The sequence below is a fragment of the Sutterella faecalis genome (assembly GCF_006337085.1).
Classification (GTDB): domain Bacteria; phylum Pseudomonadota; class Gammaproteobacteria; order Burkholderiales; family Burkholderiaceae_F; genus Sutterella; species Sutterella faecalis.
Genome location: NZ_CP040882.1, coordinates 2,342,808 through 2,368,630, shown reverse-complemented (window position 1 = coordinate 2,368,630; position 25,823 = coordinate 2,342,808). Strand labels below are relative to the sequence as shown.

Below are 25,823 nucleotides of genomic sequence, written 5' to 3'. Positions count from 1 at the left end.
TAGTATTTTACGCTAAATATAGTTTTCATCAACAAATTAATCGAATGAATGCCTTAAAAGCATTCGCTCTAAACATTGATGGAGACTTTCACAATGAAAGCGAAACTCACCGCTGCGGCGCTTTCCGTTCTGATGGCTTCTGCGGCCTCCTCTGGCGCCTTTGCCGCCGATGCTGCGGGCGGCCCGGACAACTTCTATAAGAGCGACCGGGTGACGATGGAAAAGGTGTCCTTCCACAACCTCTACCGGATGAATGTGGTCGGGAACCTCTATCTGCCTAAGAATGCCGACCAGGCCAAGGCGCTTCCCGCGGTGATCGTCGGCCACCCGATGGGCGCCGTGAAGGAGCAGAGCTCCAACCTCTACGCGCAGAAGCTTGCTGAAGCGGGCTTTGCCGCCCTCGCGATCGACCTCTCCTTCTGGGGCGAAAGCGCGGGCGAACCCCGCCAGTCGGTCCTTCCCGACGTCTATTCGGACGACTTCAGCGCAGCCGTGGACTTCCTCGGCACGAAGCAAGGCATTGACCGCACGAAGATCGGCGGCCTCGGCATCTGCGGGAGCGGGAGCTTCCTCATCAGCGCCGCGAAGATTGACCCGCGCATCAAGGCTGTGGCCACGGTTTCCATGTACGACATGGGGGCTGCCACCCGCAATGGACTGCGCCATGGTCAGACTCTGGAACAAAGAAAAGCTGTGATTGAGCAAGCTGCCGAAGAGCGCTGGAAGGAGTACGAGACAGGAAAAATCACGCAGTACACGAGCGGCACCGTCAATGAACTCACGCCTCAATCGACCGCGATTGACCGCGAGTTCTACGGCTTCTACCGCACGCCGCGCGGGGAATTCACTCCGGCATCTTCAACCAAAGAGCTCACGACGCATTCGACCTTAACCAGCAACGTGAAGTTCATGAATTTCTATCCCTTCAACGACATCGAAACGATTTCCCCGCGTCCGATGCTCTTTGTGGCGGGGGAAAACGCGCACTCAATCGAATTTTCCGAAGACGCCTACCGGCTCGCCGCAGAACCGAAGGAACTCCTGATCGTTCCGGGCGCCGGCCACGTGGATCTCTACGACCGCACGGATCTCATTCCGTTCGAGAAAATCACGGGCTTCTTTAAGAAGAGCCTTGAGGTGAAGTAATCGTTCCTCAGGATCGATTTCCTCATTCTTCACGATGTGCGGCCGCTCTCTCCCCGAAAGGCGGCCGTCTTTACTCCCGCAGAGCATTTCCATCATGCCAGTCATCCAGAGTTCGCCGGACAAAGCCTTCACGCCCGTCATCCTCGGGCTCTTCACCGGGGTCACCGCACTCATTGCGTCGGAATTCATTCCGGTGAGCCTCCTCACGCCCATATCGGAAGGCCTCGGCATCACGCCGGGGACTGCCGGCCAAACCGTTACCGCTGTCGGTGCGGCGGCTTTCCTGACGAGCCTTCTGATCGCGCCGATGCTCCCCGGAACGGACAGAGGGCGGCTTCTTCTCCTCTTCACCTTCCTCACCGCGCTCTCAAACGCCCTCATAGCATGGACGGACTCGGTCGCGGTGCACTTTCTCGCCCGTGCGCTCTTAGGCTTCTGCGTGGGCGGCTTCTGGTCGCTCTCCGTCTCGGTCGTGCAGCGCCTCGTTCACCTGAAGGCGCTTCCCAAGGCGTTCTCCATCGTCTATTCGGGTGTTTCCGTTGCGACCCTCGTGGCGCTCCCCGGGGCGTCAGCCATGAGTGAAGCCTTCGGCTGGCGCTCGGTCTTCTGGGCCGCGGCGCTCCTTTCCGCGGTCACCTTCGTCTGGCAGTTCCTCACGATGCCGGCGGTGAAGCCGAACCAATCGGCAGGCTTCTCCGCAATGAAGGAGCCTTTGCGCGACCGGCGCGTGGTGTTCGGGCTCTTCGCCACTTTTGCGTCCTACGCAGGCTACCACACGGTCTTCACATACGTGAGGCCCGTGCTCGAAGAAAGCGCCGGTCTCTCGCCCTCGGGGGTCTCCATCGCGCTTCTCGTCTACGCACTCGTCAACGTTGCGGGGACCCTCATTGCCGGAAAGCTCTATGAGAAGAACTTCGCGCCCGCCTTCATGGCGACCGCCCTGCTTGCGCTTGCGGCGCCCATTCTCATGTGGGCGCTCTCGGGCCACATTGCCGTCATCGGCGCCCTCATTCTCTCCGCACTCGTCTTCGGATTCATCCCCGTTGGGTGGTCAGTCTGGATGGTGCGCACCGTCCCCGGACACACGGAAGTCGTTGGCGGCCTTTACGTCGCCGTTGTTCAAGGGTCTGTGGGCTTTGCCGCCAATATGGGCGGCATGCTCTACGACGTTTCGGGCGTCATGCCGCTCTTTCTCATGTCGGCGGCGATTGCGCTTTTCGGACTTCTTCTGATTCCCGGCGCGCTTTTCGGGAGGATCACCGGCTTTTCATCTGCCCGTGCGGCCTCCCGCTCTGTTGAGGGTGCCCGATAAGAGGGAAAGGAAGCTTTCCCGCCCGGTCCTCAGGATCGGGCGGAAAGCATTTCGTTCAAGAGACTCAAAAGCCTTCGCCGAAGGCTTCCCGCCAGGCGTAATGGAAGAGCTCCGGCCCCTGCTCTCGGATTGCCTTGGGGTCCGCGAGCGTGCGGCGCCAGGCGCGCGCGCCGGGAAGCCCCTGGCAGAGGCCGTTCAGGTGCCTTGAGAAGGCGCGAAGCGCATGTTCGTCGTCCTTCCAATGGGTCTTCACTTCTTCCGTGACGGCTTCAATAACCTCTCGCCGCGTCACCTTGAAATCGTCCCCGAAAAGCGCGCTGTCGACCCCCGCGAGCACCCAGGGATTCTGGTACGCGGCGCGTCCCATCATCACGCCGTCGATGCCGCGGTCAAGAAGTTCGCGCGCGATCGAGAGATCCGCAATCTGCCCGTTCAGAACAAAGGTGGAATCCGGAAACTCGCGCTTCAGATCAAAGGCAGCCTCGCGGTTCAAAGGCGGCACCTCGCGGTTTTCCTTCGGGGACAAGCCCTTCAGCCACGCAGCGCGCGCATGCACGATGAAGACGCGGCACCCGGCGTCATGCACTTCGCCCACGAAGTCCCTCACGAATCCATAGTCGTCCCGGTCGTCGACGCCGATCCGATGCTTCACCGTCACGGGCTTTTCCGTCGCTTCCTGCATGGCCCGCACGCAGTCGGCAACGAGCTTTGCGTCGAGCATCAGGCAGGCGCCAAAGCTTCCCTTCTGCACGCGCGGCGACGGGCACCCGCAGTTGAGGTTGTATTCGTCGTAGACGTAACCCTCGGCTTCGGCCGTACGGATCGCGAATGCAAGCTCCTCCGGGTCGGAACCGCCGAGCTGGAGCGCGACCGGGTGTTCCGAGGGCGAGAAGCCCAGGAGCATTTCGCGGTTGCCGTAGCGAATCGCACCGGTGGTCACCATCTCGGTATAAAGCCGCGCTCGGCGGGTGAGAAGCCGGTCGAAAAACCGGCAGTGGCGGTCCGTCCAGTCGAGCATGGGCGCGACCGTGAAGCGCCAGGGGGAGTATTGAGGCTCTTGGGAGGCAGTCATCAGGAAAAATTGGATTGAGGACGTAAAGAAAGCGCCCGGGCCGAATGAGTCGGTTCGGGCGCTTCTCTGCGGAAAAAGGAAAAGGTCGGCGTCAATGCGCTTCAGCGTGCTCCGGCGGGATCGAGCTGGTCACCCTCCACGTAGACCCAGCGGCCGTCGGGTTCGCGGCGAAAGCGGGAGTGCTCGCGCATGCGGACGGCGCCCTGGGAGGTGCGCGCAAGCGCGAGGAATTCCACCTCTCCCGTCCGGCCGTCGGGCGAAACGCTCGAACTCAGGATCCTGAGCGACACCCATTTCGGCCGCGGTTCTCCGGGCCCGAAAAGCTCCGTCGGCCGCGTTTCCGGCGCCCAGGTGGCGAGCACGTAGGCATCGTCGCCGAGCGCGTAGGCCGTAAAGCGGCTTCGCATGAGGGAGAGCGGATCGGGCGCCTGGAGGGGCGAGGCCCCGCCCGAAAGCCACCTGCCGCAGCAGGCGGAAAGCGCCACGCCGCTCCCGCAGGGGCAGAGGGGAGCGTCAGCTGCTTCCCTCCTACCCTTCTTCTTTTTCCCGGGGTTATTCACCGAATTCCTTCGAGTCGGCGCGGGCAGCACGCTTGCGCTCGAAGTCCTTGAGGTAGCGCTTTCTGAGGCGGATGCTCTGCGGCGTGATTTCCACGAGTTCGTCGTCGTTGATGAATTCAACGGCCGATTCAAGCGTGAGCTTCACGGGCGGCACGAGACGAATCGCTTCGTCGGTGCCCGAGGCGCGGATGTTGGTGAGCTGCTTGCCGCGGATCGGATTCACGACGATGTCGTTTTCGCGCGAGTGCTCGCCGATGATCATGCCTTCGTAGAGCTTGTCGCCGGGCGAAACGAAGAGGCGGCCGCGTTCCTGAATCTTCCAGAGCGCATAGGCCACGGCTTCGCCGTCGTCCTGCGAAATGATGACGCCCGAGCGCCGTTCGCCCACATCGCCCGTCTTGATGGGACCGTAGTCATCAAAGACGTGGCTCATGATGCCCGTGCCGCGGCACATCGTCATGAACATGCTCTGGAAGCCGATCAGACCGCGGGCCGGGATGCGGTACTCAAGACGCACGCGGCCCTTGCCGTCCGGCGCCATGTCCTGGAGGTCGCCGCGGCGGCGGCCGAGCTCTTCCATGACGGCGCCCTGGTGCTCTTCCTCAACGTCGACCGTGAGGAGTTCATAGGGTTCCATCTTGACGCCGTCGATTTCCTTCAGGACGACGCGCGGACGCGACACGGCGAGCTCATACCCCTCGCGGCGCATGTTCTCAAGCAGAATCGTGAGGTGAAGTTCGCCGCGGCCGGCGATTTCCCAGACCGTTTCGTCCTTGGTCGGACGCATGCGCATGGCGACGTTCGACTTCAATTCACGCTCAAGACGCTCGCGGATCTGGCGCGAGGTCACGAACTTGCCTTCGCGGCCGGCGAGCGGGGAGGTATTCACCTGGAAGTTCATCGTGAGGGTGGGTTCGTCCACCTTCAGCATCGGGAGCGCCTCAGGCTGATCCTTGTCGGTGATGGTCGTGCCGATGTTGAGTTCCTCAATGCCGGTGACGAGGATGATGTCGCCCGCCTGAGCTTCATCGACTTCCTTGCGCTGCAGACCCTCGAACTCAAGAATCGAATTGATCTTGGCGCGGCGCGGCGTGTCGTCGGGACCATTCATGATCGCGACTTCGGAATTCGGGTAGATGCGGCCGCGATGGACGCGACCCACGCCGATCTTGCCCACATAGCTCGAATAGTCGAGCGAGCAGATCTGGAGCATGAGGGGACCGTCGGGATTGTCGTCGCGAACCGGAACGTACTTGATGACGGTATCGAAGACGGCGCGCATGTTGCCGATCTTCTTCAGTTCCTCAACGTCGTCGGTATAGCCCGCGAAGCCGTTCAGGGCCGAGGCGTAGATGACCGGGAAGTCAAGCTGATCCTCGGTGGCGCCGAGCTTGTCGAAGAGGTCGAAGGTCTGGTTGAGCACCCAGTCCGGACGAGCGCCCGGACGGTCGATCTTGTTGATGACGACGATGGGCTTCAGGCCCTGGGCGAGGGCCTTTCTCGTCACGAAGCGCGTCTGAGGCATCGGGCCCTCGACCGCGTCGACGAGAAGGAGCACGCCGTCGACCATCGAGAGCACGCGCTCGACCTCGCCGCCGAAGTCGGCGTGACCCGGGGTATCGATGATGTTGATGTGCACGCCTTCGTATTCAACAGCACAGTTCTTGGCAAGAATCGTAATGCCGCGTTCGCGTTCGATGGCGTTGGAGTCCATCACGCGCTCTTCAACCTGCTGGTTGGCACGGAAGGTGCCCGCGCACTGCAGAAGACGGTCAACCATCGTGGTCTTGCCGTGGTCGACGTGCGCGATGATCGCAATGTTGCGAATAGCTCGAGTCATGGGAGTCTCAGTGTTTTAAGGAAAATTTGGATCAATGTGCAATAAGGCGTTCGGGTTCGAGCACGCCGCGGTCTGAAACCGCAGCCGTCCCGAGCAGTCCCGTACGGGGGCCGTAGACGCGTACACGCGCAAGGGCCCCGAGGCCGAGCGCAAGGCGCTGGCCAAGCAGGAATCGGGCTTCATCCTCGGCCGAAAGGTCGACCCGGGGAAGCTTGGTAATCAAAGTGTCTGCGGGCGAGAGTTTAGCGCGCACCGCCTCCGGCGTCGCGAGCGCCCGCAGATTTTCAAGCGTGAGGGCGCCTTCGAGCGTGAGATGACCCACGCGCGTGCGCCGGAGCGCCGTGAGATGCGCGCCGCACCCGAGCTTTCTGCCGATGTCCTCAGCGAGAACCCGGATGTAGGTGCCTTTCGAAACGAGGGTCTTCATCGTGAAGGAGGAACCCTCGAAATCGGACACTTCCATTTCGAGAATCCTCACGCGTCTCGGCTCGCGCTCCACCGTGCCGCCCTTTCGCGCGATGTGGTAGAGGCAGACGCCGTCCTTCTTCAGGGCCGAATACATGGGCGGAATCTGATCAATATCGCCCAGGAACGACTCGGCAGCCTCGCGGATCATTTCGAGCGTGATGCCGTCGGTCGGGGCTCTACCCGTCACTTCGCCGTCGGCGTCCCCGGTATTCGTCGTGACGCCGAGCCTCACGCGAGCTTCATAGCCCTTTTCGGCGTTGAGAAGGTCGGCGGAAAACTTCGTCGCGTCGCCGAAGCAGACGGGAAGGAGCCCCGTCGCCATCGGGTCAAGCGTGCCGGTGTGGCCCGCCTTCTGTGCGTTCGCGAGGCGCCTCGCGATCTGCACGGCCGCGTTCGAGGAGAGCCCTCCGTCCTTGTCGAGAAGGAGCACTGCGCTTATCGGGTCGCCTTTCTTCGCCATTTTGTGAAGTCACTCAGTCAATAAAGGTAATGAGAGGCGCCGGGAATCAGCCCTCTTCGCCCGAACCGGTCTTTTCGGTCTGAGCAATGGCGCGCTTGATGAGCGCATCCATCTGGAAGCCCCGGACGGTGCTCGTATCGAGCTCAAAGTGAAGCGTCGGCACCGTATGGATATGGAGCTTCTTAAAGAGGTGCGTGCGCAGCATCCCGGCGGCGGCGTTGAGCCCTTCGGCGGTTTCCGCCGGATCGGAGCCGAGCACGGTGAAGTAGACGGTCGCATGCGCGTAGTCAGGCGTCACCTCGCAGCCCGTGAGCGTAACAAGGCCCACGCGCGGATCGCGCACTTCCTGGGGAATGAGCTGCGCGAGATCACGAGTGATCTGGTCGCCGATGCGCTGCGCGCGGCCGGGTTTGGCGTTCTTCATAAAAATTCTTTCTTGCACTGAAAATTAGAGGCGCCCGGATCCGCTTTTCCCCTTTTTGTTCAGAAGGAGAAAGCGCTTCCGGGCGTCAATGTTTGAGGGGTCTTCACCGGAACTCCCCGGCGGGGCGGCGCCCCATCGGAGAGAATCCGGGAGGAAGACGCCGTCAGAGCGAGCGGGCGACTTCGGTCACCTCGAAGACTTCAAGCTGGTCGCCCGTCTTGATGTCCTCATAGCCCTTGAGCGAGAGGCCGCATTCGTTGCCGGCCTTCACTTCGCGGACGTCGTCCTTGAAGTGCTTCAGGCTCGCGAGCTCGCCCGTCCAGACGACGACGTTGTCGCGAAGCAGACGCACCTGAGCCGTACGGCGCACAAGGCCTTCGAGCACGCGGCAGCCGGCGATGTTGCCCACCTTCGGCACGCGGATGATCTGGCGGATCTCCACGAGGCCGAGCGGCGTCTCGCGGCGTTCGGGCGAGAGCATCCCGGAGAGCGCCGCCTTCACATCGTCCACGGCGTCGTAGATGATGTTGTAGTAGCGGATGTCGACGCCTTCGGTTTCGGCAAGCTTTCTCGCCTGAGCATCTGCACGAACGTTGAAGCCGATGATCACGGCCTTCGACGCCGCAGCGAGGTTCACGTCGGATTCCGAGATGCCGCCCACGGCAGCATGCACGACGCTCACGCGCACCTCGTTGTTCGAGAGCTGGGTAAGCGCATGGATGAGCGCTTCCTGCGAGCCCTGAACGTCCGCCTTGATGATGAGGGGAAGCGTCTTCACTTCGCCCTCGCCCACGTCGGCGAAGAGGTTGGCGAGGTTCGTGGCGTGCGCCTTGGCGAGCTTCACGTCGCGGTACTTGCCCTGGCGGAAGAGCGCGATTTCGCGGGCCTTTCTTTCGTCGGCGAGCGAAATCACCTCGTCGCCCGCCTGCGGGACGCCCGAGAGACCCTGAATTTCAACCGGGATCGAGGGGCCGGCGGTGTTCTGCGCCTTGCCGAGCTCGTTGATCATCGCGCGCACGCGGCCGAATTCGGCGCCCACGAGCACCACGTCGCCGCGGTGGAGCGTACCCGACTGAACGAGGATCGAAGCCACCGGACCGCGGCCCTTGTCGAGGCGCGATTCAATGACGAGACCCTTGGCGGGACCTTCGTCCGGAGCCTTGAGGTCAAGCATTTCAGCCTGCAGAAGCACGTTTTCAAGGAGTTCGTCGACGCCCTGACCGGTCTTCGCAGAAACCGGGCAGAAGGGAACGTCTCCGCCGTATTCCTCAGGAATGACGCCGGCAGTGACGAGTTCCTGCTTCACGCGTTCGGGATTGGCTTCAGGCTTGTCGATCTTGTTGATCGCCACAACGAGCGGAACGCCGGCAGCGCGGGAGTGCGAAATTGCTTCCTGCGTCTGGGGCATCACGCCGTCGTCGGCCGCCACCACGAGAATCACGATGTCGGTCGCCTGAGCACCGCGGGCGCGCATGGCCGTAAAGGCTTCATGGCCCGGGGTATCCAAGAACGTAATGATGCCGCGCGGCGTCTTCACATGATAGGCGCCGATGTGCTGCGTAATGCCGCCCGCTTCGCCGGCCGCGACCTTGGCGCGGCGGATGTAATCGAGGAGCGAGGTCTTGCCGTGGTCGACGTGACCCATGATGGTGACGACCGGAGGACGGGGCTTTTCGGGATAGTCTTCCTTTTCCTCGATTTCGCCGAGCCAGGCTTCCGGATCGTCCGCCTTGGCGGCGATCGCCTTGTGGCCCATTTCCTCGACGACGAGCATCGCCGTATCCTGGTCGAGCATCTGGTTGATCGTGCACATCTGACCCATCGTCATGAGGGTCTTGATGACTTCCGTCGCCTTCACGGCCATCTTGTGGGCGAGATCCGCAACCGAGATCGTCTCGGGCACGGTCACCTCGCGCACCACCGGTTCCTGGGACTGCGGAACGGGAGCGTCCTGACGATGGCGGTCCTGGCTTCTGCGGCCGCGGGCCGTACGCCATCCGCTCGACGAGGTTTCATCATCCACGGCGCCGCGGGTCTTGAGGCCGCGTCCCTTGCGGTCATTTTCCTGCCAGTCGCTCTGGCGGCGCGCACCCTTCTTCTCGCCGTGCGGACGCTTGTCGCCCGAAGTCGAGGGAGCGGCTGCCGGACGGGTCGCATTGTTGCGGCGCGTCTGCTGCGCGGGCTTCTTGTCGTCGCGCCCTGCCGCCTTCTGGGGCTGAGCGGGCTTCTCCTCGGCCTTGGGCTTCTCTTCCTTCGGCGGCTTCTTGGCCGTCAGCACGCCGGCCTTGCGGTTCATCATCTCGCGGATGCGGCGGGCTTCTTCCTCAGCCTTCTTCCTTGCGGCTTCACGGCGGGCGTTGGCGGCCGCCTCGGCTTCCATGCGCGCGGAAGTAGCCTGAGCAACCTCGGCCTCGAGCTTCGCCTTTTCGGCTTCGCGGCGGGCAGCCTTGAGCGCGGCCTCATCAGCCGACTTCTTGGCGGCTTCCTCGCGGGCGCGGGCTTCCTCGGCCGCCTTGGCCGCTTCAGCAGCGCGAGCGGCCGCTGCGGCGCGCTCGGCCTCCTCGCGTTCGCGACGGGCCTTTTCTTCCGCGGCGCGGCGTTCTTCCTCGGCCTTGCGGCGTGCGGCTTCAGCCTCTTCGCGAGCTTTCTCTTCCGCGGCGCGGCGCTCGGCGATCGCACGGGCTTCAGCCTCCATGCGCGCCTCTTCCTCGGCCTGCATCTGGGGATTCTTCACGAAGACGCGCTTCCTTCTCACCTCGACCTGAATCGTATGAGCGCGCCCCGAGGCGTCGCTCTGCTTGATCACGCTCTTTTCCTTGCGGGTGAGCGTGATCTTCCTCTGGCTCGACTGCGTGCGCTCGATGCGCAGGCTGTCGAGAAGCCGGCTCTTGTCGGCATCAGAGAGGGTATCGGTTTCATTCGACTTGTCGACGCCGGCAGCGCGCAGCTGCGTAATGAGGGTCTTCGCAGGGACCTTCAGTTCCTGCGCAAATTCCTTAACCGTCATGGTCATATTTTTCTACTCCTTCGAACGCGGCGCTTCTTGGGGCTTCATGGGGCGGAAAGGAAATCGCTTCAAGGCACTTCCTTCTTCCGCCCCGCCGCATTCGCGCGGGATATCGGGTTGTTTCTAAACGGCTCCCGCGGGAGCGTTATTCGGTCTTCTTCGCTTCGGCTTCCTGGGCTTCACCCTCGCCGAACCAATGGGCACGGGCGCCGACGATGAGGTTCTTGGCGGCCTCCTCGTCAAGCCCCGTCATTTCAACGAGCTCTTCCGTGGCAAGGTCAGCGAGGTCGTCGAGCGTTCTGACGCCGCGGCTCACGAGCTTGCTCGCGAGATCGTTCGTCATGCCTTCGAGCTTGAGCATCTCCGGATCGGCCTTCCTCAGGTTCTCTTCGCGCGTGATGGCGTCGGCAAGGAGCTTGTTGCGGGCGCGGGCGCGAAGCTCTTCGATCGTCTCCTGATCAAAGGCCTCGATCGAGAAGAGCTCCTTCTCGGGCACGTAGGCGATTTCCTCGACCGAGGAGAAGCCTTCCGAAATGAGCACGTTCGCAGCCGCTTCGTCGATGTCGAGGTTCTTCATGAAGTCCTCGCGAATGCGGGAGACTTCAGCCTCGCGCTTCTCGCTCGCTTCGGTCTGCGTGAGAATGTTGATCTGCCAGCCGGTCAGCTCGGAAGCGAGGCGCACATTCTGGCCGCCGCGGCCGATCGCAACGGCGAGGTTGTCCTCGTCGACCACGACTTCCATCGTGTGGGTGTCTTCGAGCATCACGATCGAACGGACCTTGGCGGGCTCGAGAGCGCCCACGACGAACTGCGCCGGGTCGGCATTCCAGACGACGATGTCGATTCTTTCGCCCGAAAGTTCGGCCGTAACGGCATTGACGCGCGAACCGCGCATGCCGATGCAGGTGCCGATCGGGTCGACCCTCTGGTCGTGCGACGTAACGGCGATCTTGGCGCGCGCGCCCGGATCACGGGCAGCCGCCTTGATCTCGATGATGCCTTCCTCAATTTCAGGGACTTCAAGCTCAAAGAGCTTCTTCAGGAATTCAGGCGACGTGCGCGAGAGGAACACCGTCTTGCCCTTGGGCGTTTCGCCCACGTGGTCGACGTAGGCGCGCACGCGGTCGCCCGTGCGCATGTTTTCGCGCGGGATCATCTGATTGCGGGGCAGACGCGCCTCAAGACGCTCGATCTCGACGATCGCATCGCCCTTATCCATGCGCTTGATGAGGCCGTTCACGATCGACTGGTTCTTCGCGAGGAATTCCGAGAGGATCTGTTCGCGTTCCGCGTCGCGCAGGCGCTGCAGGATCACCTGCTTGGCATCCTGGGCAAAACGGCGTCCGGCGGAGTCGATGTCGACATTTTCAATGGGGCGCTCGATGTAGTCGCCCGGCTGAAGATCCGGGAATTCGTCATGAATGTCGGAGAACATCTCCTGACGATCGGGTTCCTGAAGACCTTCCTCATCGGGCACGACGAGCCAGCGGCGCACGGCGGTGAATTCACCCGTGGCGCGGTTGACGCGAACAAGAATGTCGGCGTCTTCGCCAGGGAAGCGGGCGCGCTTCACGGCGCTCGCAAGCGCAATTTCGAGGACGCCGAAGACGATGTCCTTTTCGACGTTCTTTTCGCGGGCGAGCACGTCGACGAGCTCGAGCATTTCACGGCTGTTCATTTTTTCCATTACCCCTTGAAATTGAGTTCCTTAATCAGATGGGCGCGCTCAACGTCGGAGAGCGGGAAGACGACGCGCACCGGCGCGGATTCCACCGTCTTCTTCTTCTTCGCGCGCAGAGCTGCAGCGCGAGGCGTGCGGGCCACGTCGACTTCGAAATAGTCGAATTCAATCTCTTCGGCGCCTGACTCACCGGAAATCCCGATGATGCGGCCCTCGAGCTTTCTGCGGCCGGCTTCGGGGAAGCCTTCGGCCTGAAGCGGCGCGAAAAGCTCGAGCGCGGCCAGTTCGCCTTCAAAGCGCTTCCAGTCGCGGGCGCGCTTGAGCGGCCGCTCAACACCGGGGGAAGACACCTCAAGACGATCGTAGGCGATGTCCTCGACCGTAAAGAGGTGCGTAAGCTGATCGCTCACGCGCTCGCAGTCCTCAAGCGAAATTCCGCCCTCGGCGGTCGTGTCGATCGTCACGCGGACAAGGCCGCGCGCGAGACGCTCGCAGTCGACGAACTCGTACCCGAGTCCTTCAACCGTCTTTTCCACAAGGGCGCTCAGCGCTCCGGAGGATGAATTCATTGATTGACAAATCCTTCAAACATGCGAAAAGGGCCCCCCGAGACCCCGAAGTCATCCTCCGGAATCAGGGCGCCGCGTTCCGCTTAAATCAAAAAAAAATGGGCATTCCTGCCCATTTCTCTCTCCATGCAGTCCGTCAGCCCGGAGTTGTCTGATGCAACCCTCTCCCGAAGCGGACCAGCAGGCGGCAGGCGCAGTAGAAAATCTTTTCGCTCAGGTCATGAGCGGCGCGCTGCCAGAATGCGACGTCTCAGAGCAAACTGGAAAAAAGGCCCGCAGGGGCGGTTTCTCGCTGCCGAAAGCAAAGAAAAGCGCTTTGGGCATTCGGTCTCCGGCCTTCGGTAACGAAAGCGGCTCTGACCGGCTCTGAAGAATGGGCTTGATTCTAGGAGAATCGAGGCGGCGACGCAAGCGAGGTGGGAGGCAAATTTGCGTACGCTCTCCCGGAGAAGCGCTTTTCTCCGGGAGAGGTGCGAATGCTTCTCTCGCCCCGGGCGATCAGAGACGGCCGCCCCTCGGACCGCGGGAGTTTCTCGCGGCTCCGATGCCGCGGGGCACTCTCTGCGGACGCTCCGTGCGTTCCGTGCGCTCCGCACGCTTTCCGCCTTCCGGCTGCCCGTCCTTCAGGTAGTGACGCTGCGTGGGTCTGGCCGACATGTCGCGCGCCCCCTTGAAAGGCACGCCCGTACGGTCGGAAGCGCCCTCGGGGCGCCTTCTCTTCGGCGCTTCCTCCGCTTCGCGTTCTTCCTTTTCCATGCGTTCGCGCCAGCGGATGCGGGCGGCAGCCTTTTCAGCCTTCACCTGCGCGGCCTTTTCGGCCTGAGCTTCCGGCGTCGACTGCTTGTCGAGGCGGTCAAGCTCGGCAATCCAGCGCTTCACGTCTGCGGGCTCGAGCTCCTTCATCTTGCCCCTCAGAAGCCCCGAAGGGAGCTCAACGGCGCCGTAGCGCACGCGAATAAGGCGCGAGACCGTGAGATTCACCGCTTCAAAGAGACGGCGCACCTCGCGGTTTCTGCCTTCCCGAATCGTGACGGTGTACCAGTGGTTGAGGCCTTTGCCGCCCTCGTCGTTAAGCGTCAGGAATTTGGCCGGGCCGTCCTCGAGCTCAATGCCGGTGAGAAGCTTCTGCTCATCCTCGACGGGAAGCTCGCCCACCGTGCGCACGGCGTACTCGCGCTCCATTTCATAGCGGGGATGCATGAGACGGTTGGCAAGCGCTCCGGAAGTCGTGAAGATGAGGAGCCCTTCGGTGTTGAAGTCCAGACGACCCACTGCAATCCAGCGGCCGCCCGGCACGCGAGGCAGATGATCAAATACGCTCGGACGGCCTTCCGGGTCGTCGCGGGACACGATCTCTCCGGCGGGCTTGTGGTAGAGCAGCACGCGCGGCGCTTCGCCCGGCTCCTGGGCCGGACGGCGCACAAGCCGGCCCTCCACGCGGATGACGTCAAGCGCGCCCACGCGGTCGCCGAGCTTTGCGGTAGACCCGTTCACCGTGACGACGCCCGATTCAATCAGGCGCTCCATCTCGCGCCGCGAGCCCCAGCCCGCATCGGCGAGCGCTTTCTGAAGCTTTTCGGTGAGCGTATTGCCCTCAAACCCCGCTTCCGCTGGCATTCCCTCCGCCGTCGCGTCCGGGCGCGGACGCATCGGACGGGGCTTCTTCATGGGTGCCCGGAAGGGCGTGCGCTTCTTCATCTGAGGGCCCTGCGGGCGATTCCCGCGACCCTTCGTTTCGTTCCTGGTCAAAATTAAGTTCCTCCTGCAGCTGCATCGAGCCGATACCGGGCGATTCCTGCGCCTCCGGGTTTTCGTCGCCGAGCTCAAATTCCTCGGACGGCGCTTCCTTCAGATTGGGCAGCTCTGCCAGGCTTTTGAGACCCAGATCATTTAAAAATTTCTTCGTTGTTCCGAGAAGCGCCGGTCGTCCCGGCGTCTCCCGCCAGCCCACGGTCTCGATCCATCCGCGGTCCTCAAACTGCTTGAGAAGCTGCGCGGTGAGCGTAACGCCGCGGATTTCCTCGATGTCGCCTCTCGTCACCGGCTGCCGATAGGCAATGATGGCAAGGGTTTCCATCGCGGCGCGCGAGTAGCGGGCCGGACGCTCTTCTTCAAGACGCGAGAGCCAGGTCATGGCTCCCGGCGCCGTGCGGAAGCGCCAGCCCCCGTCAGCGAGCTCCTCGAGCCTCATGCCGCGGTCTTCCCAGAAGCGCCTGAGCGCCTCGAGCTCCTGACGGATCGTCTTCGCGGACGGCCCGTCATTGAAAAGACGCCTCATCTCCCGGATGGTCAGGGGCTTTCTTGACGTGAGAAGCGCCGCCTCGAGAATGGTTTGAGAGGTGAAGTCGGCCATATGACCCGATGAAGAGCCAGCTGAAGGCTCACTCCCCGAAAACGAAGAACAAATTCGATTCTAGATCGAAAAAGCAAAAAAATCCCGGGCTTTCATGAACCCAGGACGGTAAGTTCTATCTTGCGGCGAAAGAGACTGTCGGGAGCGCGCAGTTCGCGAAACCCGGGCGAAAAGTCGCCCGCTTATCGCGAAGCAATTCGAACATGTCCGAGGCTCAGTCCCGCCAGCAAGGATAAAAATCAGTAAAGGGGGCGGATTCTAACAAAATGCATGCGCTTTCGTGCAGCAAACCCGCAGGATTGTCGGTCATTTAGCGCAGACCTCATCCTCTCGCTTCATCGGCATAAGCGCTCCGCCTCATGGCTTATCCTTGACGAGATCATGGATGACGATCTTGGGGCTCTCCAGAAAAAATGCAGACGCTCGAGGCCGACAGTTTCGGCGAAATGGGAAGCTTCCTGCTCTGCCGCGGCTCCAAACAAAAAGCCCCGCGCAGAACATCATCTGAACGGGGTTCTTTTTCTCTTCTTATGGCACTACTTATGGCGGATTCTAAAATCGTCGCGATTTCCTACTGCCACAATGTAGTTTGGCGGAAGGGGTGGGATTCGAACCCACGATACGGTATAACCGTATACCGGATTTCGAGTCCGGCGCATTCGACCTCTCTGCCACCCTTCCGCGTCAAGAGAGAGGACGCATATTACAGAGCTTTTTGGAAAAAAGCAAATTTCCATAATGAAAATCCCGCCGCTCGCGTGGAGAAGGCGGGATTTTCCTCAGTTCAATGAGAACTTCAGCGGATTACTTCGCAGCCGGAACGATCTTTTCCTTGCCGTTCATGTAGGGGCGAAGCACCGTCGGAATCGTGACGGAACCGTCGGCGTTCTGATAGTTCTCAAGAACGGCGACGAGGGTGCGGCCGACCGCAAGGCCCGAGCCGTTCAGGGTATGAACGTAGCGCGTGCGGCCGTTTTCGTCCTTGAAGCGGGCGCCCATGCGGCGGGCCTGGAAGTCCTCGCAGTTGCTGCAGGAGCTGATTTCGCGGTAGGTGTTCTGCGCGGGAATCCAGACTTCAAGGTCGTAGGTCTTGCAGGAACCGAAGCCGATGTCGCCCGTCGAGAGCGCCATCACGCGGTACGGGAGCTCGAGCTTCTGCAGAATGGCTTCAGCGTCGTTCGTGAGCTTCTCGAGTTCGTCATAGGAGCCTTCCGGACGGACGATCTTCACCATTTCGACCTTGTCGAACTGGTGCTGGCGGATCATGCCGCGGGTGTCGCGGCCGTAGGCGCCGGCTTCGGAACGGAAGCAGGGCGTATGGGCCGTGAGATAGATGGGGAGATCCTTCGCCTTGAGAATCTGGCCCGCAACCGAATTGGTAAGGGTCACTTCCGCCGTCGGAACGAGGTACATCTGTTCCATATCGGAGTAGGCGCCGCCCTTCTTCGCAGCGAAGAGGTCCTCTTCGAACTTCGGCAGCTGGCCCGTGCCCGTCATCGTGGTCGCCGTGACGATGTACGGGGTGTAGCACTCGGTATAGCCCTGTTCGCGCGTATGAACGTCGAGCATGAACTGAGCGAGCGCGCGGTGCAGATGCGCCACTTCGCCCTTCATGAAGCAGAAGCGGGCGCCGGAGAGCTTCGCAGCGGTGTCGAAGTCAAGACCCAGGGGAGCGCCCACGTCGACGTGATCCTTGATCTCAAAGTCGAATTCGCGCGGCGTGCCCCAGCGGCGGACTTCGACGTTTTCCGTCTCATCCTTGCCGATCGGCGTTGTGGGCGAGGGAAGGTTCGGGACGCGAAGCATCAGGTCATGAAGCTTCGTGCGCGTTTCCTCGAGTTCATCCTCAAGCTCGGCGAGCTGAGCGGGGATTTCAGCAGCACGGGCGAGAAGCTCGGTAGCGTCTTCACCCGCCTTCTTCTTCATGCCGATGTCCTTCGAGAGGGCATTGCGCGCAGCCTGAAGCTCTTCGGTCTTCTGCTGCACGTTCTTGCGGCGGTCTTCGAGCTCAGTGAAGGCCTCCACGGGAAAATCGAAATTGCGCGTCTTCAGGCGAGCCACCACTTCCGGAAGGTTCTTCCTGAGCATCGTCACATCGAGCATGTTTATTTGTCCTTGGATATTGACATGAATGACGCAAAGCCCCGTTTCTTTCGTATGAACCGAAGAAGCGGGATCTGCATCCATAAAAAATCGGTCATCCCTCACCCGGGCATTCGGCATGCCGAATGCTTCAGCCGGGAATTCTGAGGGAATAAACTATTATTTTCGCGGTTTCGGCCGCCCTATGCAAATGAACTAGCCTTGTCCGCGCTTTCTGCCGCGGCCTTCGGCCCGCGCTTTTTCGTTGAGCGCCGCGAGACCCTTCAGCTTTTCAGCAATTCTCGCCTCGGTTCCCCGGTCTGTCGGCACATACCAGCGCTTGCCCTCGAGCCCCTCAGGCAGATAAATTTCTCCCGCCGCAAAGGCTCCGGGCTCATCGTGCGCATAGCGGTAGCCTTCCTTGTAGCCCAGATCCTTCATGAGCTTCGTAGGCGCATTTCTGAGGTGCATGGGAACGGGACGCGTACCATCCTTTCTGATGAATTCCCTCAGTTCATTCATCGCAGTGTAGACGGCGTTGCTCTTGGGAGCGCAGGCGAGATAAACAGCAGCCTGAGCGAGCGCGAGCTCTCCCTCGGGACTGCCGAGGCGCTCAAAGATTTCCGCCGCTTCCAGCGCGACGGTTGCCGCCCGCGGATCCGCGAGTCCGATATCCTCCACGGCCATCCGCATCAGACGCCGCGCGATGTAGCGGGGGTCGCAGCCGCCGTCAATCATGCGCATCATCCAGTAAAGCGCTGCATCGGGGTCCGAGCCGCGCACGGATTTATGCATGGCGCTGATCTGGTCGTAGAAGTTGTCGCCGCCCTTGTCAAAGCGCCTCAGGGTCGCGGGCGTCGTTTTTCTAAGAAACGAAGCGTCAATCTGAGCGATCCTGCGCTCGCGCGCCATGGTGCAGGACACATCGAGCGCATTGAGGCAGCGCCTCGCATCGCCGTCAGCGAGCGTGATGAGAATCTCTCTGGCTTCAGGCGTGAGATGGAGTTCTGCAAACTCGCGTTCCATGGCGCGGTCAATCAGTTCACCCGTTTCTGCCGGCGTCAGGCTTTCGAGCTGATAGACGGTCGAGCGCGACAAAAGTGCGCTCACCACCTCAAAGGAGGGATTCTCCGTCGTTGCGCCCACAAAGATGAAGAGTCCGGACTCAACATGCGGGAGAAAAGCATCCTGCTGACTCTTGCTGAAGCGGTGCACTTCGTCGACAAAGACCACCGTGGGCTTTCCGGTTGCCGAGAGCGTGCGCTTTGCCTGATCCACGGCGTCGCGGATATCCTTGACGCCCCCGAGCACGGCGGAGATGGCAATGAAAGGCAGATCGAAGGCGTCAGCCATCAGGCGCGCAATCGTAGTCTTCCCCACGCCCGGAGGTCCCCAGAGAATCATGGAGTGAGGGCGGCGGTTTTCAAAGGCCACGCGCAATGGGGCACCCGGCCCGAGAAGCTTCTTTTGTCCGATGACATCATCGAGCGTACGCGGGCGAAGACGCTCCGCAAGCGGCTGCAGAATGGGCTTCGCCGGCTGACTCGGAGCGGGGGCTTTGCGTTGGGATGCATCAACCGGATCGCTCCCGAAAAGCGTGTCCTCAGACATAGATTCTCGAAAACTCTGGATAAAGACAATAAGAAGAAGGATTGTACAGAGAGCCCGAACAGCGAAAAGCCCCTGCTGACATCAAATCAACAGGGGCTTCGTTTATAGGGAGCCTGGCGATGACCTACTTTCACTGGAAATACAACCAACTATCATCGGCGCGGAGACGTTTCACTGTCCTGTTCGGAATGGGAAGGAGTGGGGCCGTCACGCTATGGTCACCAGGCTTAAAAGGGGTGGAAAAGCAAAGACTTGCAGTTGCGACTGCTTTCTCGATTCTCTTGAAGTTCTTCTCACCGTCATGATGAAAAGCTTCACGGTTATAGGATCAAGCTTCACGAGCAATTAGTATCGGTCAGCTCAACGCCTCGCAGCGCTTGCACACCCGACCTATCAACGTCCTGGTCTCGAACGACTCTTCAGGGAGGTCAAGCCTCCAGGAAGACTTATCTTCAGGCAGGTTTCCCGCTTAGATGCTTTCAGCGGTTATCCTTTCCCCACATAGCTACCCGGCGGTGCCACTGGCGTGACAACCGGTACACCAGAGGTGAGTCCATTCCGGTCCTCTCGTACTAGGAACAGCCCCCGTCAATCTTCCAGCGCCCACGGCAGATAGGGACAAAACTGTCTCACGACGTTTTAAACCCAGCTCACGTACCTCTTTAAATGGCGAACAGCCATACCCTTGGGACCGGCTACAGCCCCAGGATGAGATGAGCCGACATCGAGGTGCCAAACACCGCCGTCGATATGAACTCTTGGGCGGTATCAGCCTGTTATCCCCAGAGTACCTTTTATCCGTTGAGCGATGGCCCTTCCATGCAGAGCCACCGGATCACTATGACCTACTTTCGTATCTGCTCGTCTTGTCGGACTCGCAGTCAAGCACGCTTTTGCCATTGCACTATCAGCACGATTTCCGACCGTGCCTAGCGTACCTTCGCACTCCTCCGTTACCCTTTAGGAGGAGACCGCCCCAGTCAAACTGCCTACCATGCACGGTCCCCGAAGCGGATTACGCTCCCAGGTTAGAACCTCAAACAAATCAGGGTGGTATTTCAAGGATGGCTCCGTTAAGACTGGCGTCCTAACTTCACTGCCTCCCACCTATCCTACACAGATCGGTTCAAAGTCCAATGCAAAGCTGCAGTAAAGGTTCATGGGGTCTTTCCGTCTAGCCGCGGGGAGATTGCATCATCACAAACACTTCAACTTCACTGAGTCTCAGGAGGAGACAGTGTGGCCATCATTATGCCATTCGTGCAGGTCGGAACTTGCCCGACAAGGAATTTCGCTACCTTAGGACCGTTATAGTTACGGCCGCCGTTTACTGGGACTTCGATCAGGACCTTGCAGCCCATCAATTAATCTTCCAGCACCGGGCAGGCATCACACCCTATACGTCGACTTTCGTCTTTGCAGAGTGCTGTGTTTTTAGTAAACAGTTGCAGCCACCAATTCTCTGAGACCTCTTCATGCTCCGGATGTTTCTTCCTTCACACTACAAAGGCACACCTTATCCCGAAGTTACGGTGTCAATTTGCCGAGTTCCTTCTCCTGAGTTCTCTCAAGCGCCTGAGCATATTCAGCTCGCCCACCAGTGTCGGTTTGCGGTACGGTCAATTACAGGCTGATGCTTAGAAGCTTTTCCTGGAAGTCCATTCAGTCACTTCAGCTGAAACCAGCCTCGATGCTTCGCCTCGGAAATTCGCCGGCGGATTTGCCTGCCGGCTTCCTACGCTCGCAAACCGGGATATCCAACACCCGGATGACCTTCAGCACTCCGTCCCTCCTTCGCACCTGCAATCGGTCCAGGACTATTAACCTGGTTCCCATCAGCTATGCTTCTCAGCCTCGCCTTAGGGGCCGACTCACCCTGCTCCGATGAACGTAGAGCAGGAAACCTTGGGCTTGCGGCGAGCGGGCTTTTCACCCGCTTTAACGTTACTCATGTCAGCATTCGCACTTCCGATACCTCCAGCAGCCCTCGCGGGTCCGCCTTCTCAGGCTTACGGAACGCTCCCCTACCACTCAACCTTAACGGTCGAATCCGCGGCTTCGGTTATTGACTTAGCCCCGTTACATCTTCCGCGCAGGAAGACTCGATCAGTGAGCTATTACGCTTTCTTTGAAGGATGGCTGCTTCTAAGCCAACTTCCTGACTGTCTTAGCCTTCCCACTTCGTTTTCCACTTAGTCAATATTAGGGACCTTAGCCGGCGGTCTGGGTTGTTTCCCTTTTGAGTCCGGACGTTAGCACCCGGTGCTCTGTCTCCCGTGCTCTGACTTCCAAGTATTCGGAGTTTGCCATGGTTTGGTAAGACGCCATGTCCCCCTAGCCATAACAGTGCTCTACCCCCTGGAGCCCTACACGAGGCACTACCTCAATAGTTTTCGGGGAGAACCAGCTATCTCCAGATTTGTTTAGCCTTTCACCCCTATCCACAGTTCATCCGCTAATTTTGCAACACTAGTCGGTTCGGCCCTCCAGTGTGTGTTACCACACCTTCAGCCTGACCATGGATAGATCATCTGGTTTCGGGTCTACGCCCAACGACTGAATTTCGCCCTGTTCGGACTCGCTTTCGCTGCGCCTCCCCTATTCGGTTAAGCTCGCCATTGAACGTAAGTCGCTGACCCATTATGCAAAAGGTACGCAGTCACCCTTGCGGGCTCCTACTGTTTGTATGTATGCGGTTTCAGGATCTATTTCACTCCCCTCCCGGGGTTCTTTTTACCTTTCCTTCACAGTACTGGTTCACTATCGGTCGATCACGAGTATTTAGCCTTGGAGGATGGTCCCCCCATCTTCAGACAGGATTTCTCGTGTCCCGCCCTACTTGTCGCAAGCTCAGTCTCACAGATCCAATTTCCCGTACGGGGCTGTCACCCTCTGTAGCCGGCCTTTCCAGACCGTTCCGGTATCGAATCTGCTAACGCTTGCAGGCTCTTCCAATTTCGCTCGCCGCTACTTTCAGAATCTCGGTTGATTTCTTTTCCTGCAGTTACTTAGATGTTTCAGTTCACTGCGTTCGCCTCAATGAGCTATGTATTCACTCATTGATACTTCCCGAAGGAAGTGAGTTTCCTCATTCGGACATCCGTGGATCAAAGCTTGCTTGCCAGCTCCCCACGGCTTTTCCCAGGCTGCCGGGTCCTTCATCGCCTGTGATCGCCAAGGCATCCACCACATACACTTAGTCGCTTGATCCTATAACTCTGAAGCCTTTTGCCTTCAAAGTAACAAGACGACCTGTAACGCGCTGCTTCTCTGAATCATGTCGGTTCTCGATGAACTTCAATGAATCGATGTTTTGAATGCAATCACAACCCCTGAAGCTGTCTTTATCTGAAGAGAAGCATCTCAACTTCCCTTCAAGACAACTTCAGAATGTCTTTACTTTTCCAAATTTTTAAAGATCGAAATGACTGCTTCTTTCGAAGCACCATTTGAAAGAGCTCTGCATTCTACAGAAGAAGCAGAACTTTGTCAAATGGTCGCGCAACTTTTTTAGTTGGTGGAGGCAAACGGGATCGAACCGATGACCTCCTGCTTGCAAAGCAGGCGCTCTCCCAACTGAGCTATGCCCCCACGAGTACTGAACATACGCTCATATGAACGCAGGCTCAAGCTGCACAGTGTCTGATTCAACGACCTGATAAGTGTGAACACCGTGAAAGTCTTCGAAGGCGTTCTCTAAAGAACTCCGACTCTCTTTAAAGGAGGTGATCCAGCCGCACCTTCCGGTACGGCTACCTTGTTACGACTTCACCCCAGTCATGAAGCCCACCGTGGACGCCGCCTTCCTTTCGGTTGGGCAAACGTCTTCTGGTGAACCCCACTCCCATGGTGTGACGGGCGGTGTGTACAAGACCCGGGAACGTATTCACCGCGGCATGCTGATCCGCGATTACTAGCGATTCCGACTTCATGCAGTCGAGTTGCAGACTGCAATCCGGACTACGATCGGTTTTCTGGGATTGGCTTCACCTCGCGGCTTCGCTTCCCTCTGTTCCGACCATTGTATGACGTGTGAGGCCCTAGCCATAAGGGCCATGAGGACTTGACGTCATCCCCACCTTCCTCCGGTTTGTCACCGGCAGTCTCACTAGAGTGCCCTTTCGTAGCAACTAGTGACAAGGGTTGCGCTCGTTGCGGGACTTAACCCAACATCTCACGACACGAGCTGACGACAGCCATGCAGCACCTGTGTCCAGATTCCCTTGCGGGCACCCCCGAATCTCTTCAGGGTTCCTGGCATGTCAAGGCTAGGTAAGGTTTTTCGCGTTGCGTCGAATTAATCCACATCATCCACCGCTTGTGCGGGTCCCCGTCAATTCCTTTGAGTTTTAATCTTGCGACCGTACTCCCCAGGCGGTCTACTTCACGCGTTAGCTGCGTTACCAAGAGATTGCTCTCCCAACAACTAGTAGACATCGTTTAGGGCGTGGACTACCAGGGTATCTAATCCTGTTTGCTCCCCACGCTTTCGTGCATGAGCGTCAGTCATGTCCCAGAGGGCTGCCTTCGCCATCGGTGTTCTTCCAAATATCTACGCATTTCACTGCTACACTTGGAATTCCACCCTCCTCTGACAAACTCAAGTCTTGCAGTCATATATGCAATTCCCAGGTTGAGCCCGGGGATTTCACATCTATCTTACAAAACCGCCTGCGCACGCTTTACGCCCAGTAATTCCGATTAACGCTTGCACCCTACGTATTACCGCGGCTGCTGGCACGTAGTTAGCCGGTGCTTATTCTTCAGGTACCGTCAGCAGAACACGGTGTTATCGCGTCCCTTTTCGTCCCTGACAAAAGCAGTTTACAATCCGAAGACCTTCATCCTGCACGCGGCATGGCTGGATCAGGGTTTCCCCCATTGTCCAAAATTCCCCACTGCTGCCTCCCGTAGGAGTCTGGGCCGTGTCTCAGTCCCAGTGTGGCTGGTCGTCCTCTCAGACCAGCTACCGATCGTCGCCTTGGTGGGCCTTTACCCCGCCAACCAGCTAATCGGACATCGGCCGCTCTTCCTGCGCAAGGTCTTGCGATCCCCTGCTTTCACCCTCAGGTCTCATGCGGTATTAGCTGTCCTTTCGGACAGTTATCCCCCACAAGAAGACACGTTCCGATGCATTACTCACCCGTGCGCCACTCGCCGCCAGGAGCAAGCTCCCGCGCTGCCGTTCGACTTGCATGTGTAAGGCATGCCGCCAGCGTTCAATCTGAGCCAGGATCAAACTCTTTAGTTCAATCTCTGTTTTGTCGCTCTTATTTCGCCGGAATTGAAAGAGAAGAATTAAATTCTTTTCTTTCGGCTTCAATAAGCGCGAACTTCGTAAAATTTTTGAGTCTTCGGAATCGTGAAATTCCGATGCTCTTTAGTGAGCTCCTCAAGCTTTCCGATGTTCACACTTATCGGTTCGTTGAATCTGATTTTTAAAGAACTTTTTGCTGTTTGATCAGCGAAGGATCGAAATCATATAGAAGTCGTTTCCTTTTGTCAAGCGTCCGTGAAGAAAGTTTTTAACTTCGCTTCAGGGTCGCTTGTTTTTGCTGCCCCGTTTCCGAAGCAGGACGCGAATTATGAAGAGCATTTCAGGCTTTGTCAAGTGGCCTGAAAAATATTTTTCGTTGCGGCGCATCACCTCCAATCAGGCGGACTACTCAGGAAATTTCTCTCTCTGCCTTCTTGAGCCCCATAGAATGAGAGCGGCTTAGGCGGAGTAGAACCGCTGCCGCCAGCGATCCGCAGAATGCGGCTGCATCAGCCATTCGTTTTGCGAACCGAAGGAAAGAGCCGTCCGATGCATTAGCATTCGGGCGGTTTCTGATAAGGGAGAGGTCAATGTACAAAGGACGCGGGCACAATCTTCCGCGCTCAATAGCTGCGTTGCGTACTGTCAAGCGCGCATTCGCCGCCTGCGCCGTAATGGCGATTCTGCTCGGCATCGTTGCCTCTCTTGATACGCTGATCGCTGGCCTTCGGGCACCCGAAGGTGAAATTGCACTGGTTCCCGGTACCTCAGAAATGATTTCCGGCACGCTGCCGGATCGAGAAGCCTCGAACCTGATCATACGCATTACGCCCATCACGCCTTCAATTTCAGTAGATTCCCTTCGCTTTTCGGAATCTCTCATTCGTTCCGACCTCCGCTGGCATGCATCGATCAGCGCGAGAGAGGATGCGATTCCCGGCGAGTACAACGTCATTGCCGAGGATCCGGGTCAAGCGGACCGCCATTCTCTGCGTCACTGGGCGCTGAAGCTCTATCCGTCATTGGGCGAATACCGCGAACACTCCTACTCATTCTTCATGCGCTTCTTCGGGACGGACTCGCTGCAGCTTGCACTGCGTTCATTTGCGGTCTTCCTCGTGAGCAGCATCCTGCTCCTGCTTCTCGTTTATTTCGGCGGGAAGAGTCTTGCCCGGCAGGGCTACTGCCGCGTGTACTACGCGCGGGCAGAAGGCAACGACACCATGCTTTACTGCATTGATTCGGAAAGTCTTCTCTCGGACCAGCACTCCTATCCGGTCTTCACTGCCGCCGGGCAGCTCCTTGGCCTGGCGGATGTAACCGCCAGAGGGACGCGCCACTGCGTGCTGAAGCTTTACGCAGCCCAGGCCCGTGCCGGCTGCCTCGTTGCCGTCACGCCCTGATCGTTCACTCAATAGATATCGGTCGGTAGCAAACCGCTCCGCGCTCGTTCCGATAGGACTCAAAAAGGCGTGCCGCAAAGACTTTGGTCTTAAGACCCGTCATTCGCGGCAGGTGAGGCAAAGCCCCGGGCTCGGGTCCTCTCCAGTCTCTCGCCAGCGTAATGTGCGCGCGAAAGGGCTTTGCGTCAAAGGAGATGCCGAGCCGCTTCAAAAGTTCCCGCACCTCCAGGCTCATTTTTTCGAGCTCATTCTTTTCCGCAAGTCCGGCCCAGAGAATGCCGCTCCGGAAAACGCCAACGCCGGCGAGATCCATCGTGAGCGCATGAGGCGGCAATGAGCGTAGTTTTGACGCGATGCGCCGGGCGGAAGCCTCATCGGCTTCGCCGATGAAGGCAAGCGTCAGATGCAGATTTTCGCGGCGACTGAATCGCCCGGCTTTCGGATAAGTTCTTCTGAGCTTTTCCATGTAGGCCCAGATTTCACGTTCGACGCTTCTCGGGAGGCTGAGCGCAACAAAAAGCCGCATGATGAAATTCTCCGCTTGTGCTTGCTAACAAAAAGAGGTGCGCCAGGACACC

At 59.3% G+C, this 25,823-nt stretch carries 17 protein-coding genes, 2 tRNA genes and 3 rRNA genes; 4 read left to right on the top strand and 18 right to left on the bottom strand.

The genetic code is table 11. From position 1 onward, the window contains the following. Positions 1-93 precede the first annotated feature (93 nt). Together FG381_RS10020 and FG381_RS10015 are read left to right on the top strand one after the other, a co-directional pair. A complete protein-coding gene (locus FG381_RS10020) occupies positions 94-1,146 on the top strand; it encodes an alpha/beta hydrolase (protein WP_174857864.1) in 1,053 nt (350 codons plus the stop codon). Positions 1,147-1,240: 94 nt separating this feature from the next. Then, on the top strand, positions 1,241-2,458 hold the full coding sequence (locus tag FG381_RS10015) for an MFS transporter (RefSeq protein WP_165697864.1): 1,218 nt from the start codon (positions 1,241-1,243) through the stop codon (positions 2,456-2,458). A gap of 64 nt (positions 2,459-2,522) precedes the next feature. On the opposite strand, the gene dusA is transcribed toward FG381_RS10015, so the two are convergent. From dusA to rimP, 8 genes are all read right to left on the bottom strand, one after another. After that, on the bottom strand, positions 2,523-3,530 hold the full coding sequence (dusA, locus tag FG381_RS10010) for a tRNA dihydrouridine(20/20a) synthase DusA (protein WP_139688660.1): 1,008 nt from the start codon (positions 3,528-3,530) through the stop codon (positions 2,523-2,525). A gap of 101 nt (positions 3,531-3,631) precedes the next feature. Then, positions 3,632-4,015: a YchJ family protein gene (locus tag FG381_RS10005; protein ID WP_226960372.1), complete on the bottom strand. Its 384-nt coding sequence runs from the start codon at positions 4,013-4,015 to the stop codon at positions 3,632-3,634. A gap of 67 nt (positions 4,016-4,082) precedes the next feature. After that, positions 4,083-5,930: a translational GTPase TypA gene (gene typA / locus FG381_RS10000; RefSeq protein WP_139688658.1), complete on the bottom strand. Its 1,848-nt coding sequence runs from the start codon at positions 5,928-5,930 to the stop codon at positions 4,083-4,085. A gap of 31 nt (positions 5,931-5,961) precedes the next feature. Next, positions 5,962-6,858, bottom strand: coding sequence for a tRNA pseudouridine(55) synthase TruB (gene truB, locus FG381_RS09995; RefSeq protein ID WP_139688657.1), 897 nt, complete (start codon positions 6,856-6,858; stop codon positions 5,962-5,964). A gap of 46 nt (positions 6,859-6,904) precedes the next feature. Next, positions 6,905-7,282, bottom strand: coding sequence for a 30S ribosome-binding factor RbfA (rbfA, locus tag FG381_RS09990; RefSeq protein ID WP_139688656.1), 378 nt, complete (start codon positions 7,280-7,282; stop codon positions 6,905-6,907). A 163-nt stretch (positions 7,283-7,445) separates the two neighbouring features. Next, the gene (gene infB / locus FG381_RS09985; RefSeq protein ID WP_139688655.1) at positions 7,446-10,295 is read right to left on the bottom strand and encodes a translation initiation factor IF-2; all 2,850 of its coding nucleotides are present in this window, start codon (positions 10,293-10,295) and stop codon (positions 7,446-7,448) included. 139 nt (positions 10,296-10,434) lie between these two features. After that, positions 10,435-11,967, bottom strand: a complete 1,533-nt coding sequence (gene nusA / locus FG381_RS09980; protein ID WP_139688654.1) for a transcription termination factor NusA — start codon at positions 11,965-11,967, stop codon at positions 10,435-10,437. A gap of 8 nt (positions 11,968-11,975) precedes the next feature. Continuing rightward, complete coding sequence (rimP, locus tag FG381_RS09975; protein ID WP_139688653.1) at positions 11,976-12,539, bottom strand: ribosome maturation factor RimP; 564 nt, start codon at positions 12,537-12,539, stop codon at positions 11,976-11,978. 154 nt (positions 12,540-12,693) lie between these two features. On the opposite strand from rimP, the gene FG381_RS09970 reads away from it, so the two are divergent. Next, positions 12,694-12,909: a hypothetical protein gene (locus FG381_RS09970; RefSeq protein WP_139688652.1), complete on the top strand. Its 216-nt coding sequence runs from the start codon at positions 12,694-12,696 to the stop codon at positions 12,907-12,909. A 128-nt stretch (positions 12,910-13,037) separates the two neighbouring features. On the opposite strand, the gene rluB is transcribed toward FG381_RS09970, so the two are convergent. The 9 genes from rluB to FG381_RS09925 all read right to left on the bottom strand — a co-directional run bounded on the left by rluB (position 13,038) and on the right by FG381_RS09925 (position 23,836). Next, entirely contained in the window at positions 13,038-14,237 is a 1,200-nt protein-coding gene (rluB, locus tag FG381_RS09965; protein ID WP_139688651.1) for a 23S rRNA pseudouridine(2605) synthase RluB, read from the bottom strand. Further along, positions 14,134-14,892, bottom strand: coding sequence for an SMC-Scp complex subunit ScpB (gene scpB, locus FG381_RS09960; protein WP_139688650.1), 759 nt, complete (start codon positions 14,890-14,892; stop codon positions 14,134-14,136). The genes rluB and scpB overlap by 104 nt, the downstream gene beginning before the upstream one ends. A gap of 590 nt (positions 14,893-15,482) precedes the next feature. Further along, positions 15,483-15,573, bottom strand: a tRNA-Ser gene (locus FG381_RS09955). Between the two features lie 123 nt (positions 15,574-15,696). Then, complete coding sequence (gene serS, locus FG381_RS09950) at positions 15,697-16,995, bottom strand: serine--tRNA ligase (RefSeq protein ID WP_139688649.1); 1,299 nt, start codon at positions 16,993-16,995, stop codon at positions 15,697-15,699. 195 nt (positions 16,996-17,190) lie between these two features. After that, positions 17,191-18,585 carry a replication-associated recombination protein A gene (locus tag FG381_RS09945; protein ID WP_139688648.1) on the bottom strand — a complete coding sequence of 465 codons (1,395 nt, stop codon included), beginning with the start codon at positions 18,583-18,585 and terminating at the stop codon, positions 17,191-17,193. A gap of 111 nt (positions 18,586-18,696) precedes the next feature. Then, positions 18,697-18,811, bottom strand: a 5S ribosomal RNA gene (gene rrf, locus FG381_RS09940). A 98-nt stretch (positions 18,812-18,909) separates the two neighbouring features. After that, positions 18,910-21,795 (bottom strand): 23S ribosomal RNA (locus FG381_RS09935). Between the two features lie 305 nt (positions 21,796-22,100). Further along, a tRNA-Ala gene (locus FG381_RS09930) sits at positions 22,101-22,176 on the bottom strand. A 127-nt stretch (positions 22,177-22,303) separates the two neighbouring features. Then, positions 22,304-23,836 (bottom strand): 16S ribosomal RNA (locus FG381_RS09925). The 16S, 23S and 5S rRNA genes sit together here with 1 tRNA gene alongside, the layout of an rRNA operon. A 596-nt stretch (positions 23,837-24,432) precedes the next feature. Between FG381_RS09925 and FG381_RS09920 the strand changes: the two genes are divergently transcribed. Further along, positions 24,433-25,245, top strand: coding sequence for a hypothetical protein (locus FG381_RS09920; RefSeq protein ID WP_139688647.1), 813 nt, complete (start codon positions 24,433-24,435; stop codon positions 25,243-25,245). A 4-nt stretch (positions 25,246-25,249) separates the two neighbouring features. Here FG381_RS09920 and thpR read toward each other — a convergent pair whose 3' ends face one another. Continuing rightward, positions 25,250-25,771: an RNA 2',3'-cyclic phosphodiesterase gene (thpR, locus tag FG381_RS09915; RefSeq protein WP_139688646.1), complete on the bottom strand. Its 522-nt coding sequence runs from the start codon at positions 25,769-25,771 to the stop codon at positions 25,250-25,252. Positions 25,772-25,823 lie beyond the last annotated feature (52 nt).